The sequence below is a fragment of the Mediterraneibacter sp. 210702-DFI.5.30 genome, assembly GCF_020560115.1.
GTDB lineage: Bacteria > Bacillota > Clostridia > Lachnospirales > Lachnospiraceae > Mediterraneibacter > Mediterraneibacter faecis.
This window is the reverse complement of record NZ_JAJCME010000012.1, coordinates 22,760-40,280: the sequence shown is the minus strand read 5'-3', so window position 1 is coordinate 40,280 and position 17,521 is coordinate 22,760. Positions and strand designations below refer to the sequence as shown.

Annotated in this window: 18 protein-coding genes, 1 pseudogene and 1 other annotated feature; all 19 genes and pseudogenes read right to left on the bottom strand. The window is 42.8% G+C overall.

The window, feature by feature from the left end; all coding sequences use genetic code 11:
• Nucleotides 1-195: 195 nt before the first annotated feature.
• Nucleotides 196-1,359, bottom strand: coding sequence for a M20 family metallopeptidase (locus LI126_RS11865; RefSeq protein WP_227165458.1), 1,164 nt, complete (start codon nucleotides 1,357-1,359; stop codon nucleotides 196-198).
• A gap of 77 nt (nucleotides 1,360-1,436) precedes the next feature.
• Nucleotides 1,437-1,808, bottom strand: a complete 372-nt coding sequence (gene rplL / locus LI126_RS11860; RefSeq protein ID WP_227165457.1) for a 50S ribosomal protein L7/L12 — start codon at nucleotides 1,806-1,808, stop codon at nucleotides 1,437-1,439.
• Nucleotides 1,809-1,900: 92 nt separating this feature from the next.
• Nucleotides 1,901-2,434, bottom strand: a complete 534-nt coding sequence (gene rplJ, locus LI126_RS11855) for a 50S ribosomal protein L10 (RefSeq protein WP_020437213.1) — start codon at nucleotides 2,432-2,434, stop codon at nucleotides 1,901-1,903.
• Between the two features lie 60 nt (nucleotides 2,435-2,494).
• Nucleotides 2,495-2,636: a sequence feature (ribosomal protein L10 leader region), on the bottom strand.
• A 125-nt stretch (nucleotides 2,637-2,761) separates the two neighbouring features.
• A complete protein-coding gene (gene rplA / locus LI126_RS11850; protein WP_015528662.1) occupies nucleotides 2,762-3,454 on the bottom strand; it encodes a 50S ribosomal protein L1 in 693 nt (230 codons plus the stop codon).
• A gap of 152 nt (nucleotides 3,455-3,606) precedes the next feature.
• Complete coding sequence (rplK, locus tag LI126_RS11845; RefSeq protein ID WP_055171569.1) at nucleotides 3,607-4,032, bottom strand: 50S ribosomal protein L11; 426 nt, start codon at nucleotides 4,030-4,032, stop codon at nucleotides 3,607-3,609.
• A gap of 52 nt (nucleotides 4,033-4,084) precedes the next feature.
• Complete coding sequence (gene nusG, locus LI126_RS11840; RefSeq protein ID WP_227165456.1) at nucleotides 4,085-4,603, bottom strand: transcription termination/antitermination protein NusG; 519 nt, start codon at nucleotides 4,601-4,603, stop codon at nucleotides 4,085-4,087.
• Between the two features lie 25 nt (nucleotides 4,604-4,628).
• A complete protein-coding gene (gene secE / locus LI126_RS11835) occupies nucleotides 4,629-4,826 on the bottom strand; it encodes a preprotein translocase subunit SecE (RefSeq protein ID WP_020437214.1) in 198 nt (65 codons plus the stop codon).
• A 24-nt stretch (nucleotides 4,827-4,850) separates the two neighbouring features.
• A complete protein-coding gene (gene rpmG, locus LI126_RS11830) occupies nucleotides 4,851-5,000 on the bottom strand; it encodes a 50S ribosomal protein L33 (protein WP_054753150.1) in 150 nt (49 codons plus the stop codon).
• A gap of 201 nt (nucleotides 5,001-5,201) precedes the next feature.
• Nucleotides 5,202-6,038, bottom strand: a pseudogene (locus tag LI126_RS11825) (tRNA lysidine(34) synthetase); the annotation flags it as partial.
• A 54-nt stretch (nucleotides 6,039-6,092) separates the two neighbouring features.
• Complete coding sequence (locus LI126_RS11820) at nucleotides 6,093-6,851, bottom strand: tRNA threonylcarbamoyladenosine dehydratase (RefSeq protein WP_227165455.1); 759 nt, start codon at nucleotides 6,849-6,851, stop codon at nucleotides 6,093-6,095.
• A 25-nt stretch (nucleotides 6,852-6,876) separates the two neighbouring features.
• Nucleotides 6,877-7,599, bottom strand: a complete 723-nt coding sequence (locus LI126_RS11815; protein ID WP_196020909.1) for a J domain-containing protein — start codon at nucleotides 7,597-7,599, stop codon at nucleotides 6,877-6,879.
• An 85-nt stretch (nucleotides 7,600-7,684) separates the two neighbouring features.
• A complete protein-coding gene (locus LI126_RS11810; RefSeq protein ID WP_055171576.1) occupies nucleotides 7,685-8,092 on the bottom strand; it encodes a hypothetical protein in 408 nt (135 codons plus the stop codon).
• Between the two features lie 216 nt (nucleotides 8,093-8,308).
• A complete protein-coding gene (locus LI126_RS11805; RefSeq protein ID WP_227165454.1) occupies nucleotides 8,309-9,199 on the bottom strand; it encodes a DUF4340 domain-containing protein in 891 nt (296 codons plus the stop codon).
• A 17-nt stretch (nucleotides 9,200-9,216) separates the two neighbouring features.
• Nucleotides 9,217-10,689 carry a Gldg family protein gene (locus LI126_RS11800; RefSeq protein WP_442919974.1) on the bottom strand — a complete coding sequence of 491 codons (1,473 nt, stop codon included), beginning with the start codon at nucleotides 10,687-10,689 and terminating at the stop codon, nucleotides 9,217-9,219.
• Between the two features lie 51 nt (nucleotides 10,690-10,740).
• On the bottom strand, nucleotides 10,741-11,607 hold the full coding sequence (locus LI126_RS11795) for an ABC-2 transporter permease (protein WP_020437221.1): 867 nt from the start codon (nucleotides 11,605-11,607) through the stop codon (nucleotides 10,741-10,743).
• Nucleotides 11,591-12,595, bottom strand: coding sequence for an ABC transporter ATP-binding protein (locus LI126_RS11790; RefSeq protein ID WP_227165452.1), 1,005 nt, complete (start codon nucleotides 12,593-12,595; stop codon nucleotides 11,591-11,593). Before LI126_RS11790 ends, LI126_RS11795 begins: the two co-directional genes overlap by 17 nt.
• Before the next feature lie 188 nt (nucleotides 12,596-12,783).
• A complete protein-coding gene (locus tag LI126_RS11785; protein WP_227165451.1) occupies nucleotides 12,784-13,659 on the bottom strand; it encodes an SGNH/GDSL hydrolase family protein in 876 nt (291 codons plus the stop codon).
• Nucleotides 13,660-13,720: 61 nt separating this feature from the next.
• Complete coding sequence (locus LI126_RS11780; protein ID WP_227165450.1) at nucleotides 13,721-16,354, bottom strand: SbcC/MukB-like Walker B domain-containing protein; 2,634 nt, start codon at nucleotides 16,352-16,354, stop codon at nucleotides 13,721-13,723.
• Nucleotides 16,351-17,511, bottom strand: a complete 1,161-nt coding sequence (locus tag LI126_RS11775) for an exonuclease SbcCD subunit D (protein ID WP_196020923.1) — start codon at nucleotides 17,509-17,511, stop codon at nucleotides 16,351-16,353. Before LI126_RS11775 ends, LI126_RS11780 begins: the two co-directional genes overlap by 4 nt.
• Between the last annotated feature and the right edge of the window lie 10 nt (nucleotides 17,512-17,521).

The window sequence follows — 17,521 nt, the reverse complement described above, 5'->3', positions numbered from 1 at the left end:
ACAGTATTCTCTGTCACTATATGGCATACCTTTCCATAATAGCGCATTTTTTACTATATCACAAAGCTCTTTTTATTGTCAACATGATTCTTGTGTTTTTTATATTTTTCTTGACTTTTTTCTCAAGATATGTTATATCTTCCGCTATTCTAAGCTTTTTCCTTTTGAACAGTATCTTTTTTTCAGAAATAACTTCTATATCATATCTTCATAAAGACAGATCAGCTCACGATAAACCTGAACACACCGCTCAATATCCGCAATTTCAACATACTCATCCGGTTTATGAGCCTGTGCAAGATTTCCCGGCCCATAAGACATACAATTCGGATTTCCCAAAAGACCTGCCACAACTGCTGTGTCTGTATAACCCGTGAACGCTGACACAACCGGATCTTTTCCAGTAACTTTTTTCACTGATTCAGATAAAGCTTTCATAAGACCTGACTCCATGTGTGTCTCCACCGGTGGTCTGTCACCTGTAATCTTATAAGAACCCTTTACACCCGGAACTGCATTTTCCCCAATTTCAATTGCTTTTCGAACAATCTTTTCTGCCTCTTGTGTATTCATCGGCGGAACAAGACGCATATCTATCGTCACCATGCTGTGATCTGATACTACATATGGACTGTATCCTCCGGAAATCTGTCCAAATGTAACCGTAGACTTTCCAAGTTCTTCATGTGTCGGTACTTTTGCCATCGCTTTTCGAATCTCTGCGATCATAAATGCGATTCCGGCGATTGCATCTGCCCCCTTCTCCGGCATACTCGCATGTGCAGTAATACCTTCCACATTAAGTTCAAACCAGGTTCTCCCTTTGTGAGCCATCTGAATCATTCCGGAAGTCGGTTCCATATCAAGAACCCAGTCTTCCTTCTGAATCCATCCTTGTTGCACTGCTGCTTCTGACCCTTTCATATCTGCTTCCTCGTCTACAGTTCCGATAAAGACCAATGTTCCTGGAAGTTTTTCTATATCCTCAGCATTCTCTTTCTGTGATTTTGCCATCTCCGCAAATGCTGTCAACGCACTTGCAAGTCCTGACTTCATATCACAAGCTCCTCGTCCCCAGATTTTCCCACCTGAAACTTCTGCGCCGAATGCATTCTTTTTCCATCCTTCGCCCTTAACAACCGTATCCATGTGACAGATAAACACCAGTGCCGGATGCGCTTTCGCACCTTTCATAACACCTTTTACAATTTTTCTTCCCGGCTCTACTTCGTAAGTCTCTGTATCTGCTCCACTTTCTTTCAAATAGTCGCAGATATATTCACCAATCTCGGTTTCCCAGCTTCCCGGATCCGTACTTTCTATCTTAATCAGTTCTCTCGTCAACTCAACTGCATCCATTTCTAACGCCTCTTTCGCAAAAAGACCGCAGAAGCATATCATCTTCTGCGGTCGGAATAAACTTATATTCAGGAAAATTATTTAAGAGTAACCTCTGCTCCCTGCTCTTCAAGTTTAGTTTTGATTTCCTCAGCCTCTGCTTTAGAAACTGCCTCTTTAACTACCTTCGGAGCTCCGTCTACAAGCTCTTTAGCTTCTTTAAGTCCAAGACCTGTGATCTCACGAACAGCCTTGATAACTTTTACTTTAGATGATCCAGCGGATGTAAGCTCTACATCGAACTCATCTTTCTCTGCTGCTCCTGCACCCTCAGCTGCTGCTGCAACTACAACGCCTGCTGCTGCAGATACGCCGAACTCTTCTTCACAAGCTTTAACAAGCTCGTTTAACTCTAATACTGATAACTCTTTGATCGCTTCGATCATTTCAGCTGTTGTCAATTTAGCCATTTTAAATATCCTCCATTTTTCTTTTCATTCTTAATTAATTAGATGAGCATCTGCTCATATATGCTGTCTGTATCCAGATCAGCTGACGCATATTACTCTGCGTCTGTTGCTGTCTCCTCTGCTGCTTCTGCTGGAGCCGCTTCTCCACCCTGCTCTGCGATCTGTTTGATAACACGAGCAAAGTTTGTGATAGGTGACTGTAAGCTTCCAAGCAACTTGGAAAGCAGTTCGTCTCTTGAAGGGATCTTAGCAAGTTCAGAAATACCTGCTACATCATATGCTGTTCCTTCAACTACACCACCCTTAAGTTCAAGTGCCGGAGCATCCTGTGCAAATTTGTAAAGGATTCTTGCCGGTGCTGTTGCGTCATCTTTAGAAATAGCAATAGCGCTTGGTCCTTCCAGGCAGTCATCAAGGGCTGCAAATTCAGTACCCTCGAAAGCTCTCTTCATCATTGTGTTCTTGTAAACTTTGTAGATCACACCAGCTTCTCTAAGCTGTTTACGAAGCTCTGTATCCTGAGCAACTGTAAGTCCACGGTAGTCAACGAGAACTACTGACTGAGCGTCTTTAATCTCTTCTGCAATCTTGTCAACGATTGGCTGTTTTACTTCAACCTTTGCCACTTTTCGGTACACCTCCTTATATTATTCGTGTACTGCCAAAGTTCCCAGCAGATCACTCTGCTGAAACTAAAAAAATCTCCAGGTCCAAAGACGTGGAGGTTCTACAAATTCATACGCATGTAAAAATTCATTCTTCCTCGGTAGGCGTTCATAACTTACGCTTTTCAGCACCTACTGTCTTCGGCAGTTGCTAGGCTATAATACCATGTTATTTTCCATATGTCAAGCCTATTTTTCATCTTTTTCTTTTTTTCTTTTTCAAAAGAGGATCCGCCGAAAGCAGACCCTCCTCTATGACAGTCTCGCAACTGTCTCTTTTACATTTTATTATGCAAGCTTAACCGGGTTAACCTTTACGCCAGGTCCCATTGTAGATGTAAGAGTTACACTCTTCAGGTACTGACCTTTAACAGCGGCTGGTCTAACCTTGTTAATTGCATCGATAAGCGTCTGGAAGTTGTCCGCTAACTGCTCCTCTGTAAAGGATGCTTTTCCAACCGGAACATGGATAATGTTTGTCTTGTCCAGTCTGTACTCAATCTTACCAGCTTTGATATCGTTGATAGCTTTTGTAACGTCCATTGTTACTGTACCAGCCTTCGGGTTTGGCATAAGTCCCTTAGGTCCGAGTACACGTCCAAGACGTCCAACAACACCCATCATATCCGGTGTAGCAACTACAACGTCGAAGTCAAGCCATCCCTCGTTCTGAATCTTCGGGATCAGTTCGTCTCCTCCAACGAAGTCAGCACCTGCTGCTTTTGCTTCCTCTGCCTTAGCGTCCTTAGCGAACACAAGGATGCGAACCTTCTTACCTGTTCCGTGTGGAAGAACTACAGCACCACGGATCTGCTGATCAGCGTGACGTCCGTCACAACCTGTTCTGATATGAGCCTCGATTGTCTCGTCAAACTTTGCTGTTGCTGATTTCTTTACTAATGCTACTGCTTCTGCAGGATCATAGAGATTTCCTCTTTCGATCAGTTTTGCAGCTTCGATATATTTTTTTCCTCGTTTCATTTTACAATAACCTCCTTGTGGTATTGGCGGGAACTTGCCCCTCCCACTTTATGAATTTACTAAACAATTGAACTCTCAGCGCTCTCTCCCCCGAGGACACCGGAAAAGGTCGGCTGATTGTATCCTACAATATAATCGTTATAAAATCTGGATTAGTCTTCTACAACTACACCCATGGAACGGCATGTTCCAGCGATCATGCTCTCAGCAGCCTCTACTGTAGCTGCGTTCAGGTCTGGCATCTTCTTTTCAGCGATCTCTCTAACCTGAGCTTTTGTGATTGTAGCAACTTTTGTCTTGTTCGGTACACCAGAACCGGACTGAATCTTACAAGCTTTCTTAATAAGAACTGCTGCCGGTGGTGTCTTTGTGATGAAGCTGAAGCTTCTGTCATTGTAAACAGTGATTACTACAGGGATGATAAGATCTCCCTGATCTGCTGTTCTAGCATTGAACTGTTTTGTAAATTCTACGATGTTTACACCGTGCTGTCCAAGTGCAGGACCAACCGGTGGTGCCGGAGTTGCCTTTCCAGCAGGAATCTGTAATTTGATATATCCTTCTACTTTTTTTGCCATTTCAATTACCTCCTTGTGGTATTGGCGGGATTCTCATCCCTCCCACGCAATTTTAATCCATTTTCTTCACTTCTGAAAAACCAAGTTCAACCGGAGTTTCTCGGCCAAACAGCTCAACATTGATTGTCAGACTCTTCTTCTGTTCGTTGATTGTCTGAACAGCTCCAACTGTTCCTTCCCATGCACCGCTAAGTACAGTTACAACATCACCGATCTCAAGATCAAGGATCACATCATCCTGTTTGATTCCAAGGTTCTCCATCTCACTCTCATCAAGCGGTACCGGCTTGGATCCAGGTCCGACGAATCCCGTAACACCTCTTGTGTTTCTTACAACATACCAAGTGTCATCATTCATGATCATGTGGATCATAACATATCCAGGAAACATCTTTCTCTGTACGACCTTTTCCACTCCATTACGTATCTCAGGTACTTCCTCAAGTGGAACACGAACTTCCAAAATCTGGTCTTCCAGATGACGAGTCTCAATTGTCTTGTCAATGTTTGCTTTTACTTTGTTCTCATACCCTGAATAGGTATGAACGACGTACCATTTTGCCTCTGACATAAAATCACCTTTCTGCTGCGATCAACTATTTCACTAAAAAGTCAATTCCATATCTCAAAAGCGCATCAACTACTGAGATCAGCGCTCCAAGCACTACGGAGACAGCAACAACTGCCGTGGTCTGTTTAGCAAGTGTATTCTTGTCTGGCCAAACGATCTTCTTGAACTCTGCCTTAAGTCCTTTGAACCAGCTCTTTTTCTGAGTTTTTGTATTCTCACCCATAATTCCACTTCCTTTCGACAACAATTATTTTGTCTCTTTGTGCAGTGTGTGTGATTTGCAGAATCTGCAGTACTTCTTGGTTTCCATGCGTTCCGGATGAGTCTTCTTATCCTTTGTCATGTTGTAGTTACGGTTCTTGCATTCCGTACATTCCAGAGTAATTCTTGTGCGCACAACTTCCACCTCGCTTTTAATATATTCACCTACGTGTTGCTGATGGTTGCGAGCCATCAATTTTTAGGCATAAAAAAAAAGCCTACTTCCATTCGCCCAAACATTGTATCATGGGGACAAACAGAAGTCAAGCCTCTTTCTTAATTTTTCAATTTAGCATTTCTATATCCGCTACTTTGTGTTTACATCCGCAGTTCCGTATCATTCACCTTGTTCTTCCGACTTCTCATCGTAAGTGTCAAGGAAATGATGCTTCTCACCTTTTGACTTATACGCAACTACAGTATCCAGATTTACATTTTCAACACTCTTGAAAATATTCCCTTCCACATATGGATTTACTTTTTTCAATGTAGCGATTAATTCTTTGATTTCTTTACGCTTAGAAAGATTCTCTTCATTCTCAGTTGTAGCGCACGCTTCTGTAAACTTACATGCACACTGAAGAAAATGCAGATCATTATAATCTCTCCATGCTTTGATATCTTCTTCGCGAACCATATAGAGCGGTCGGATCAGTTCCATTCCTTCAAAATTTGTACTATGCAGCTTCGGCATCATCGTCTGCACCTGCGCTGAATAGAGCATCCCCATGAGGATTGTCTCAATCACATCATCATAATGATGTCCTAATGCAATCTTATTGCATCCCATCTTCTGCGCATGACTATACAGATATCCACGACGCATTCTTGCACAGAGATAACATGGTGACTTTTCTATATTAAAAACTGATTCGAAAATATCTGATTCAAAAACCTCTATCGGAATCTCCAGACGCTTTGCATTCTCCTCTATCACCTGACGGTTAACCGGACTGTACCCTGGATCCATCACAAGAAACTTCACCTCAAAATCAAACTTATTATGACGCTTCAGTTCTTGAAAAAGCTTTGCCAGCAACATAGAATCTTTTCCTCCGGAAATACAGACAGCAATTCTGTCTCCCGGTTTTACAAGTTCATATTCATTGATTGCCTTTGTAAATTTACACCAGATATTCTTCCTGAATTTCTTGCGCAGACTCTGCTCTACTTCCTCCGCAAAGCTTAATTCTTTCTTTGACTTACTCATCTCTCTTCCCCTGTCGTTCTATTCACATTTTGCCAAATCTTTAATCACTTCACCTGCAATGATCAACCCTGCCACTGATGGCACAAATGCCACACTGCCCGGAGTGGATCTGCGTTTTGCAGCCTTGTATTCCAGATTTTCCTGACAAGTTTCCTCCACATTGCAATTATCTGAAGTATCTTCCAATGGACGGATCGGCTCTTCTTCTGAATATACAACTTTCAGTTTCTTAACACCGCGTTTCTTTAATTCTCGTCGCATTACCTTCGCAAGTGGGCATACCTTAGTCTTATAAATATCCGTCACACGAAACGCACTTGCATCAAGCTTATTCCCCGCCCCCATGCTGCTGATGATCGGTATATCCAATTCTTTACACTTCATAACTAAAGCAATTTTAGCTGTCACTGTATCTACCGCATCCACAACATAGTCATATTCTTCAAAAGGAAATTCATCTGCATTATCCGGCAGAAAGAAACAATTGTGAATGTTCACTTCCGCCTCCGGATTAATATCGAGAATCCTGTCCTTCATCACTTCTGTTTTATATTGACCAACCGTCTTTCTCGTTGCAATAATCTGTCGGTTCAGATTACTCATACAGACTTTATCATTATCGATCAGATCCAGCTTTCCAACTCCGCTTCTTGCAAGAGCTTCACACACGTATCCACCGACACCACCGATACCAAATACTGCAACGCGAGCATCTTCCAGCCTATTCATTGCTTCCTTGCCTAAAAGCAGTTCTGTTCTCGAAAACTGTGTTAACATTCTCGGTTCTCCTCTTCTATTCCTCTTACATAAATGTTCCGCCGCCCGGACCGCCTCCCAGGCACAGTCCGCCACCGTTACAGCAAATATTGCACATCAGATTGGCAATACATAATTTCACGCACCAGCTGCTATTATAGGTTCCGGGATATCCGTACATCGTCTGTCTTGTCTGATACCAGTTTCCTCCACCTTCCAGCTGTTGAAGCAACATCTGATACTGCATATTCTGTGGCTCCAGACGAACTGCTTCTCTCGCATGTTCCAATGCGGTCACGTTATTTCCTAATCCGGAATTCGCCGATGCGCTGTAGAAATACCATCTTGCACTATGCTGACTGATTCCGTCAAGTACGTTAAGAGCCTCTTTATAATGTCCGCTTCGTATGTAATTAGCTGCCGCATTCAGATGTGCATCTTCCTCACTCATCCCGGAAGTTCTACCCGTACTTCCTGCTGAACCATATCCATAAGAACCAAAACCGCCGAATCCTCCAAACGGGTCGTAACCTCCATAACCTGAGCCATCACTCGAACCATATCCGGAAGTATATCCTTTTTCGCGTTCATCCATAATCTGCTGATAAGCCTGCTGCACTTCCTTAAACTTCGCCTCAGCCTCATCTTTCTTCGGATTATTGATATTCGCATCCGGATGATATTGTCTGCTCAGCTTTCGATAAGCTTTCTTCACATCCTCATCCGTAGCATTTCTGTCTACACCTAATATACTGTATGGATCTGACATCCTTCCCGTCCTCTCATTCTTTCTCTCGCATTCATTCTAACACTCACTACCTATCATAACAGATGGTTTCTCTCCAGTAAACACATCAACTCTTCTTAATAAATGTTGTTCCACACTTCGGGCATCGGATCTCAATCTTTCCTTTCCCCTTCGGAATACGAATCTTCTGTTTGCACCCCGGACATTTATAAATATGATATGCCTTTCTTTGCGCCAGACTGTTCTTCTGCTGCTGAATATAAGTCCTAATCTTGTATGTCTTTGCAAGATACTTCTGATTTTCCGCATATCGTTTAGATATATTTTTGGAAAATATACGGAAATAACAATAAATGATCAATACCCATCCAAGTAAATAGAATAATGATCCTGCCCTTCCCCCTGCAAAAAATGAGGACAAGAGTACTACTACCAGTCCAGCAATGAGCAGACCTTTAGAAAACTGATCCACACCATATCTGCCCTGCATAAAACGTAAAAATTTTTCTTTCATACAAATCCTTCTTTCTTGATAAATCTGCTCATGCACATTTTTACTGCCCATACTTCTCTGCTGTGCATCTCGCCAATTATATTATCTCTAAAAACGATATGTGCTTTATTCTGCGCTGTTTTCACTCAAAAGTCAATTAAATAAATATAAAATGTGGTAACTGTCCAAAGGAAACGCACCGAATTTTCTTCGTTTTCTCCAAACAGTTACCAGTCTTTATTGATTCAATATATTATTACAGATTTCATCCGAGATCAGGTACACGATCCTGGAATCATTCATCATGACATATCTGTCTCCACTTCCATTTTCACCACCGATATAAAGTGTCATTGTCTGATCTTTAGCATCACTTGTATAAGTGACTTCTACCGTTATTCTGGAAGTATCATCCAGACCATACCCTGCAAGATCCACATCATCTACAGAATAGTCCGCCGCCTCTGACAGCTTCACAGCACCAAGTCCTCCGGCTACTGCTGCAACATCTTCTTCCTGATCTTCATTTTCGGAATCATAGGTGATTGTCTCACCGTTCTGTGTGATCACTTCTTTTTTCAGATTTCCACTTCCGATACTTGGATAAGTATCCAGCTGAGCGATCTGATCCAGTTCTGTCTGGATATCATCCAATGAAGTCGCCGGAATTGTATAAACCTTTTCCGTATCGTCCACTGTCGCATAGTAATCATTTCCGGTCGCATTCCCAACCTTGATTGTTGTCACAGTTCCATCTTCATCTGTCAGTGTAACTGTATAAGTCGGATGATCTAATCCATATTCTTCCAGCGCATCCGCATCCTCAAGTTCTCGATCCGCACTCAACTGTCCCATAGCATCAGCCACTGTCTTCGGATAACTCTGACGCAATGGAAAATCTTTATCTACGGTATAGTACCAGGTATCTCCGTCTTTCTCAAAATTCATTTCACCCGTACCAAGATTATATTTCACCCCGGTAATCTCTGAGGTCTTCAGGTCTGTCACTTTCACCGTTTCTTCTTCCTTGGAATCCTGCTTCTTATTCCATGTGCTTAAGGCAAAATAGAGGATAAGGAGCAACACCAGAACACCGATCAGAATCAATGGCCCTTCCTTTTTCTTCATTCTAATTTTCTTCCTCCTTAAGCTTTTCTTCTTCTGAACCATACGCTGAATCCGGCGATAAGAATCACTGCCGGGATTCCAAAGATTACAAGAAGGCTGAACAGACCGGCATGCTGTATCGTATTATACTCTGTTCCAAGACTCTTTGCCTCGATGGACAGATTCTGTACTCCGTCAAAGTTTGCACTTACTGCATTCATAAAGATCTGTGTATTCTCAAGCTGTGAAAATGCATCTGTAATATTCTGATCGATCAGACTTCCTGCGGAGATCACCGTCAGACGGGCTTCTGTTGTACTGCTTTCCTCAGAATCTTCCGTACTTTCACTATCATCAGTTGTTGTATCTGTTGCCTCGGCATCTGAACTATCCGAAGAAGAATCATCTCCCGAAGAAATTGTCTCTGTTGCGACAACTCCAAGTTCATACGTTCCCTGTTTCTGTTCGGACTCTGTTACTGCGTATCCATTTTCCGATGTCTCCATAAATGCACTTGTTGTTATCGTATCTCGTGTCGGATCTGTCAATGTCATTCCTTGTGCATTCGTCAAAAGCACCATCTGAGAACTGATTCCGTTCGCAAGATCACCGGATACATTCAGCTGAGGGAAGATATAATATGGCTGGTTCTGATAACATCTTGTCGGATCCGCAATATAACCATCTACACCTTCAATTCCATACACCTTCAGCACACTTGCCAGATTTGGAAAATCCGTCAGAGAGGTGTCCCCAAGCAGACACATCACTTTTCCGCCTGCTGCCAGATAATTTGTCAGAAGTGTCACTTCATTTTCTGAAAGGTCATTCGTCGGTGCATTCATAAGCAGAAGATCACAATCATCCGGAATGGAATCTGCCATCAGAAGGTTCAGTTCTGTCAGCGTGTAATTATTTTTACTCATCAAATCTGTAACTGTAGATGACAGTTCCGCCTCTCCATGCCCGCTTACTTTATAGATTGTCTTCTGCACATCACTTGTCACATAATTCACCGCACTTGTCAACTGGCCATCTCCGTCAAATTCTGAATAAGATGCATTTCCTGAATAATAATAGGAAGACATATCCATAACAAGAATCTTGTCAAAAGAAATAGTTGTTGTCTTTCCTGTTGCTTCACAAGATACAACGATTGTATTTTCGGATGCATTATACTCTGTCAATGCTGACGGATGCAGAACCGGATCGATCCACTCAACATTAATCTTATCTGAAAGTGCTGCATATTTACTGATAAATGTCTTAATCCTGTCATCCGTGTCTTTCTTTACCGCAAGAACTTTCATATCGACTTTATCATTCAATCCGCTCAGCAGATCCTTTGTTGTATCTGAAATTTCATAAATCTTTGTACTGCTCATATCCAGATTGCGATAAGCTTCCGGGATCTGTCCGATTACCAGATTGAACACAATAACAATCGCGATTACAAGTACTGTCAGCCCCACACTGTAAGATCCGTGCTTTGTACCGGAGGTGTGGAACATCCCTTTGATCTTTCCCGTTGTTTTCTTTCTTCTATCCACTTTCATGCCCTCCTAATTCCAACGTCTCTTCTGGATTGCCTGTACTGTCAGGAACACAAAGACTACGATCAGTGAAAGATACAGCGCGATTCCTGTTATATCTACAATACTGTTCGAAGTGATATCCGTAAATACATCTGCAAGTGCCAGTCTTCCAAGCATCTTTGTCAGCAGGTTTTCATAAAGACTTGATTTCACAAAGTACACGACCACACCGGCGATCACACCAACTGCTTCGATCACACCGGCAATCACTATATTTCCTGTCATCTGATAAATATAAACAACAATCAGAGTCAGAATGATAAGCACACCGACCAATCCGCTGACTGCACTGCTTGGAAGCATGGAAAGAATTCCATTCCAAAGATACAGGATAAGCAGAATACCAAATGTACTGATAAATGCGATCATCTGACTTTCTGTCAGAGCAGACAGGAACATGCCGATCGCTGCATATACACAGCCCAACAGGAAGAATACCCCGATGGATATGTAATCTACTTTCAGATATGCAGTTCCTTGTGCCTTAATGATTAATGGGAACGCACAGAAGATCACATTCGGGATTCCAATTACCGTTACCATTGCAAGATATTTTCCAAGCACAACCTTCCACAGACTGACCGGAGCTGTCAGAAGCAGCTGATCTGTCTTATTTTTACGCTCTTCTGAAAAACTGCGCATCGTGATCAGCGGAATCCCTACTATAAATACGATCAATGTACCTGAAAGCGTATAGGAAAAGTATGGATATCCGGCTGTCAGGTTATATGCCATAAAGTAGATTCCTGTAAATGCAATAAGAAATGCAACAAACACGCATCCCACCATAGACTGAAAATAGGAGCGTACTTCTCTTTTATAAATCGCCAGCATCTTTCATGTCCTCCGTTTCCTTCTTCTTCGCCTTTTCTGCATATTCTTCTGTTGCCCTGTCGCTCTGCGTCAGTTCCATAAAGACATCTTCAAGACTTACCTGCAGCGGATTCAGTTTCAGCAGTGGCTGATGATTCTGTGCAAATGCCTGAAATACTTTCTCACGTATATCTGTATTTTTCTTTTCCTGAACCTGAGCCCATGTGATTCCATTTTCCAGATGCTTTGTAGAAATGCTTCGAATTCCATCTACTGTCTCAAGAATTCTTCGAACTTCGTCCGGGCTTGCTTTCGTCTCGATCTCAATCAGATCAGAATCTCCCAGATTCCGTTCCAGGTTCTCCGGTGTGTCACTTGCGACCAGTTTTCCTTTGGAAATGATCAAAATATAATCGCAGACTTCACGGACTTCCGCCAGAATATGAGAACTCAAAATCACTGTGTGTTTCGTTGCAAGCTGTCGGATCAGTTCACGGATCTCTATGATCTGTTTTGGATCAAGTCCGACACTTGGTTCATCAAGAATAATGATCTCCGGAAATCCAAGCACTGCCTGTGCCAGTCCGACTCTCTGACGGTATCCTTTCGACAGATTCCTGATCAGACGGTTTTCCACTTCCCAGATCTTCACCATCTTCTCTACTTCATTGATAGACTCTTCTCTTTTATTCTTAGCGATTCCTTTCAACTCCGCTACAAATTCCAGATATTCACGAACTGTCATCTCCATATACAACGGTGGCAATTCCGGCAGATAACCAATCTGCTTTTTCGCCTCCTCAGGTTCTTTCAGAATATCATGTCCATTAATCAGTACTTCTCCTTCGGTAGCACCAAGGTATCCTGTCATAATATTCATCGTTGTTGATTTTCCCGCCCCATTCGGTCCAAGAAAGCCGTAGACATGCCCTTCCTCTATTGTGAAGTTTAAATGATCTACTGCTGTATGATTTCCATACTTCTTCACAAGATTCTTTACTTCTATCAAAGTCTTACCTCCCTATATTTCTTCCAGTCTATATCTATGCAGACAAACCGAGATTTTTGACCTTTCAAAAGTATCAGGATTCTGTGAATGTTTTGTGTTATAAATGTGACAGTTCTATTTCTTACAAAAAGAACAAAGCACTCTCTGCATTGTTCCATACAAGAACCAACACAAAGAATGCTTCTTTTTTACTTTTCGTATTCCTTACAAACCAGATCTGCAATGATCTGCTGCCCCTGAGAATCCGGATGTACTCCGTCTTTCTGCAGATGAGATGTCACAGATGACTGATACACATCCGCAACTTCATAATCGTATTTTCCCGCACGTTTTTCAATGATCGCGTTCATATTTTCAATAATGTCTTCTACAATTTTATTCAGCGTAGATGGAAGCTTCATATTTCCTGCCGGATTATAAATTGTAGTCACGATCACTTTTGCATCGTCCTTTTTCAATGAATTTACTGTCTTCATCATCTGGATCCATTCTTTTTCAAAGGAATTATAATCCCAGTTGTTCAACGCGTTGATCGCACTCAGCACAAGCAGCGGATTCTTCTTTACAGACTCTTTCAAAGATGCAAGTGCCTCATCCGCACTTTTAAATTTTGTATCTGTCTTCAGGATTTCCTGAACCACACGCTTACATTCGTTGAGCAGGTCATTCGAACCAATTGTTATAAAAATAACATCTGCTTTTGTAAGATTCGTCTGCACATCCTGCTTTGACAAATACTTTTCGTTCAATCCTGCTGTATCAAGACCTGTTCTTGCATAATTGTGATAAATATATCTGCACCCTTCGCTATATGCTATTTCCTTTGCTGCCAGACTTCCATAATTCTCCATCCAGGATTTATCGCAAGTGTAACCTTTCGCAATACTGTCTCCAAGTACTGTGCAATAAAGCTGATGTGGGCGTGCCGTTTCCTCCGTATTTTCTGTTCCGAATACCGGAAGAGTCTCTGTCAGCAGCATCCCTGCGCTGAGCAGAACTGCCAACATCCTTCTTCCGTATCTTGAAATCCTTCCTTTTCTTTCTCTCATTCCATTTTGTTTCATTTTCCGCACCTGCCTGTATTCTGTCCTTCTTCGTAGCTGTCCCTATTATTGCCTTATGCTTTTAGATTTCCCATTTTGCCTGACTTCCATGCTCCGTCTTTGTAATATTTAATTTCCAGTCAATCTGCTCTTTCAATTCATTTACATGGGAAATGATTCCAACCAGTCCTTTCTCTCCTGCAAGTTCTTTGAGAATCTGAATCGCACGATCTCTTGATGCATCATCCAGAGATCCGAATCCTTCATCTACAAACATCGTCTCCAGACTTACAGCTCCCGCCGTATTCTGAATAATATCTGCAAGTCCCAATGCCATTGATAAGGCTGCCATGAAGGATTCTCCTCCTGAAAGAGACTTCACATCTCTGACAGAATCTGTCACCAGATCATAGACATCCAGATCAAGGCCGGCCTGTCCCTGACTGCTCAGATCCTGAATCTCCCTGCACTGTAAAATAAATTCATTTGATGTCATCCGCGCCAGCCTGCGGTTTGCCGCCTGAATGATCTGCCGGAAATAAGTCCGCTGTACATACGTCTCAAAATCAAGTTTCACACTGCCGCTCAAATTGCCATTTGCAGTCTTGCTCAGGTTGGAAAGTACCTCATATTCTTTTCGCAGAGCTTCCTGCGAAGAAAAATATTGTTTCAGATTCTTGTACGCATTCTGGTTACCTGTCCATCTGCTGTGAAGCTGCATCTGATGATCCTGTTTTTCTTTCAACAGATGTTCTACTTCATTTCGCTTTTCTATCTCCTGCTGCGGATCTTCCCGCTTTTCGCCTGCAGTCTGTTCCTTCAGCGTCTCGATCTTTGCCTTTTTCTCTAACAGCTGGCGGTCATGTTCTCTCACTTCTTTGTCTTTCTCCCGCCACCCTTCGATCCACTGTTTCGCCTCACGGAATTCTTCCTGTGAAGTAAATTCCTGTCGACTGATCTCCTCTCGGAACTCTTCCTGCTCTTTTACAAAACGCTTCTCAAGTTCTGTTTTCTGACTTCGAAGTCCCTCTAGCTTTCCTGCCTGACGTCTGCTTTCCTCCGTCATCTTACGGCACTGTTCCTGTGCCTGCTTTGTTTCATTCTTCTTCTGATCCAGTTCAACCTTCATCTTCTGAAGCTCTTCTTTCACCTGCTCTTCTTTCACAGGATTATCTCCGAGAATACGTTGTTCTGATTCAAGCTGTGCTTTACATATCTGAAACTTTTCCTGCTGCTGTATTCGTTTTTGTTCCAGCAGATCACGTCTTTGCTTCAGTTTCTCTACCGTCTCTTTATCCGGTGCTTCTCCGGAAATCTTTGCCGGATGCGGATGTTCTACTGATCCGCAGACCGGACACGGCGTGCCTTCCTGTAATTCCTTTGCCAGGATTCCCGCCTGCTCCTGAAAGAATTTCGCATATGCTTCCTCATACTGAGCTGATGCTTCCTGACAATTCTGTATACAACGCTGCATTGCCCCTGTCTGATTTTCATATTCTTTCGAATACTTACGCACATTTGCGTAATGTGGAAGAAGATCCGATAACTGTGAAATTCTTTTCAGCATTTCCGGTTCTACCTTTGCAAAAACTTCTTCCAATTCTTCCGCTTTTTCTTTAACCTCAGAAAGTTCCTTTTCCTGTTCCTTCTGCCATACAGTAATCTGCTCGATCTCGCCCTGTATCTGCCGCACGGATTTCGCTGTTCGAAGAGCCTGCACTTCCAAATGTCTCGCCTGCTCTGCCCGGTGTCCAAGCCCTGCCTGAACCCGACAAGTTTCCATCTCGTCCTGTTTTGCATTCAGAAGAAGCAAACTCTTCTCTTCCATTTCCAAACGGTCAAATATCTTATTCTTCTCTTCTTTCTTCTGAATCAGCATTCGAAGTGTTTCTGACTGTTTCTTAAGTTCCTCTGATTCTTTCTTTAAGACTTTTCCACAACTTTCTTCATATTCGAGAAAGTTTTTCACAGCCTCCAGAACCTTTTCCCCTTCCGGCATGGATAACTCACAGAGTTCTTTCCACTGGTCTGCCAGATCCTGCTGCTCTGTGTCCTCCGATTCCACACGCTCCATCTCACGCCGAATGTCTGATTCACTTTCCTTCAGCGCAATATACAGATCTTTTCCTTTTTCTTTCAGTGCTTCCTGAATCCGCCAGTAGGTCTGTGTCTGGAAAATCTGTGAGAAGATTTTTTTACGTTCTTTCGATTCTGCATGAAGAAGCTTTAAGAAATCTCCCTGCGCAATCATGGCAATCTGTGTAAACTGTCCCGCATCAAGACCAATGATTTCCTGAATCTTCTGGTCTGTCTCTCGCTTCTTCCCCTGATATTCCCTTCCGTCCGGAAGAAGGAGACTTACCTTCGCTGTCTCTTTCACATACCGGAGGCTTCCATCTGCTTTTCTTCTCTTCCCTACCCGGAGATATTCCGGATTACGGCGCACGGTATATTCCTGTCCCCGATAAGAAAACACATATTCAACATAAGTGTCTGTGTCTTCTGATGCATACTGGCTGCGCATCATATTTCCATCTCTGCGTCCGCCACTCGTCCGGTCATACAGCGCATACATGATTGCATCAAAGATGGTTGTTTTTCCTGCCCCCGTATCTCCGGTAATCAGAAATAATCCGCTGTGAATCTTTGTAAAATCTATCTCCTGGACGCCCGCATAAGATCCGAATGCGGACATCGTCAATCTCACCGGTCTCATACGTCTTCCCCTTTCATTTCACTTAGAATCTCTCTTAAGATCTTTTGTTCCTGCTCAGACATTTCCTGCCCTTGCATCTCTTTGTAGAAATCACAAAATGTTTCAAACGGAGTACCGATCCGTATCTGTTCTTCAGAAAATTCCAGCTTCTGTCTTGTTCTCTCATTATCCATCCGCACTTCTAGAATATGATGGAACTTTCTTTCCAACTGTTCCTTCGGTTTGTACGGATCAACCTCATCTGTCAGCGTTACACTGACATAATCTTCACTCCCGGTTCCGTCCTCCGCTTCAAGGATCTCTTCCAGCGTTCCCCTGAGTTTTCTCACATCACGAAGTGGATGCAGCGGCAGCTTCTGAATCTCCGGCTCGCTCCCTTTTTCTTTCAGTTCAACTACATGAAGTGTCTTCTTCTGGTTTGCTTCGCTGACTGAATATTTCAACAATGTTCCGCAGTAGCGGATCTTCTCCTGTCCGACTCTCTGTGCACCATGTAAATGTCCAAGTGCCACATAGTCAAACTCCTGCACTGCGGAAATATCTACATTATCAATGCCTCCAACAGATAATACTTCCGAATCACAGGTTACCGGAGACTCTCCTTTTCCTGTATAAAACTGATGGGAAACCAGTACATTTCTTCTGGAAAAATCAATCTTCTCCCTCTCCAGAATTCCTTGTACAGCTGCCGTATAACTCTCCGGCACATCTCCGCCAAAGATCTTGCGTACATATCCCGGCTTCAAAAATGGAAGCAGCCAGAAATCCGTTTCACCAAATTCATCTGTCAAAGTAATCTTTTTCAGACCATCCTCTTCTTCCTCTGGAGCCTGACCCGCAATATAAATCTGATGGCTTCCAAGCAAACGACTGGCATAATCAAGCCGCTGTGCCGAATCATGATTTCCCGATATGATAAGAACCGGAATCACCGGTTCAATCTTAGCCAGAGCTGTCAAGAATTCATCAAACAAGCTGACTGCTTCTGCCGACGGCACGGATTTATCATAAATGTCTCCTGCGATAACAATTGCATCCGGATGTATGGACGCTGCATATGAAAGAACCTCCGCAAGGATATGTTCCTGATCCTCCCGGAGGTTATAGTGATGTAATTGCTTTCCTATATGCAGGTCTGATAAATGAAAAAATTTCATATCGTCACCT

What these genes read in the sequence shown, in the direction of transcription:
- LI126_RS11785 (WP_227165451.1), bottom strand. Translation starts at nt 13,659, where the DNA reads ATGAAACAAAATGGAATGAGAGAAAGAAAAGGAAGGATTTCAAGATAC.
- LI126_RS11865 (WP_227165458.1), bottom strand. Translation starts at nt 1,359, where the DNA reads ATGGATGCAGTTGAGTTGACGAGAGAACTGATTAAGATAGAAAGTACG.
- rplA (WP_015528662.1), bottom strand. Translation starts at nt 3,454, where the DNA reads ATGAAACGAGGAAAAAAATATATCGAAGCTGCAAAACTGATCGAAAGA.
- LI126_RS11810 (WP_055171576.1), bottom strand. Translation starts at nt 8,092, where the DNA reads ATGAAAGAAAAATTTTTACGTTTTATGCAGGGCAGATATGGTGTGGAT.
- LI126_RS11800 (WP_442919974.1), bottom strand. Translation starts at nt 10,689, where the DNA reads ATGTTCCACACCTCCGGTACAAAGCACGGATCTTACAGTGTGGGGCTG.
- LI126_RS11795 (WP_020437221.1), bottom strand. Translation starts at nt 11,607, where the DNA reads ATGCTGGCGATTTATAAAAGAGAAGTACGCTCCTATTTTCAGTCTATG.
- LI126_RS11815 (WP_196020909.1), bottom strand. Translation starts at nt 7,599, where the DNA reads ATGTCAGATCCATACAGTATATTAGGTGTAGACAGAAATGCTACGGAT.
- rplL (WP_227165457.1), bottom strand. Translation starts at nt 1,808, where the DNA reads ATGGCTAAATTGACAACAGCTGAAATGATCGAAGCGATCAAAGAGTTA.
- nusG (WP_227165456.1), bottom strand. Translation starts at nt 4,603, where the DNA reads ATGTCAGAGGCAAAATGGTACGTCGTTCATACCTATTCAGGGTATGAG.
- LI126_RS11775 (WP_196020923.1), bottom strand. Translation starts at nt 17,511, where the DNA reads ATGAAATTTTTTCATTTATCAGACCTGCATATAGGAAAGCAATTACAT.
- LI126_RS11805 (WP_227165454.1), bottom strand. Translation starts at nt 9,199, where the DNA reads ATGAAGAAAAAGGAAGGGCCATTGATTCTGATCGGTGTTCTGGTGTTG.
- LI126_RS11820 (WP_227165455.1), bottom strand. Translation starts at nt 6,851, where the DNA reads ATGTTAACACAGTTTTCGAGAACAGAACTGCTTTTAGGCAAGGAAGCA.
- rplK (WP_055171569.1), bottom strand. Translation starts at nt 4,032, where the DNA reads ATGGCAAAAAAAGTAGAAGGATATATCAAATTACAGATTCCTGCTGGA.
- secE (WP_020437214.1), bottom strand. Translation starts at nt 4,826, where the DNA reads ATGGGTGAGAATACAAAAACTCAGAAAAAGAGCTGGTTCAAAGGACTT.
- LI126_RS11780 (WP_227165450.1), bottom strand. Translation starts at nt 16,354, where the DNA reads ATGAGACCGGTGAGATTGACGATGTCCGCATTCGGATCTTATGCGGGC.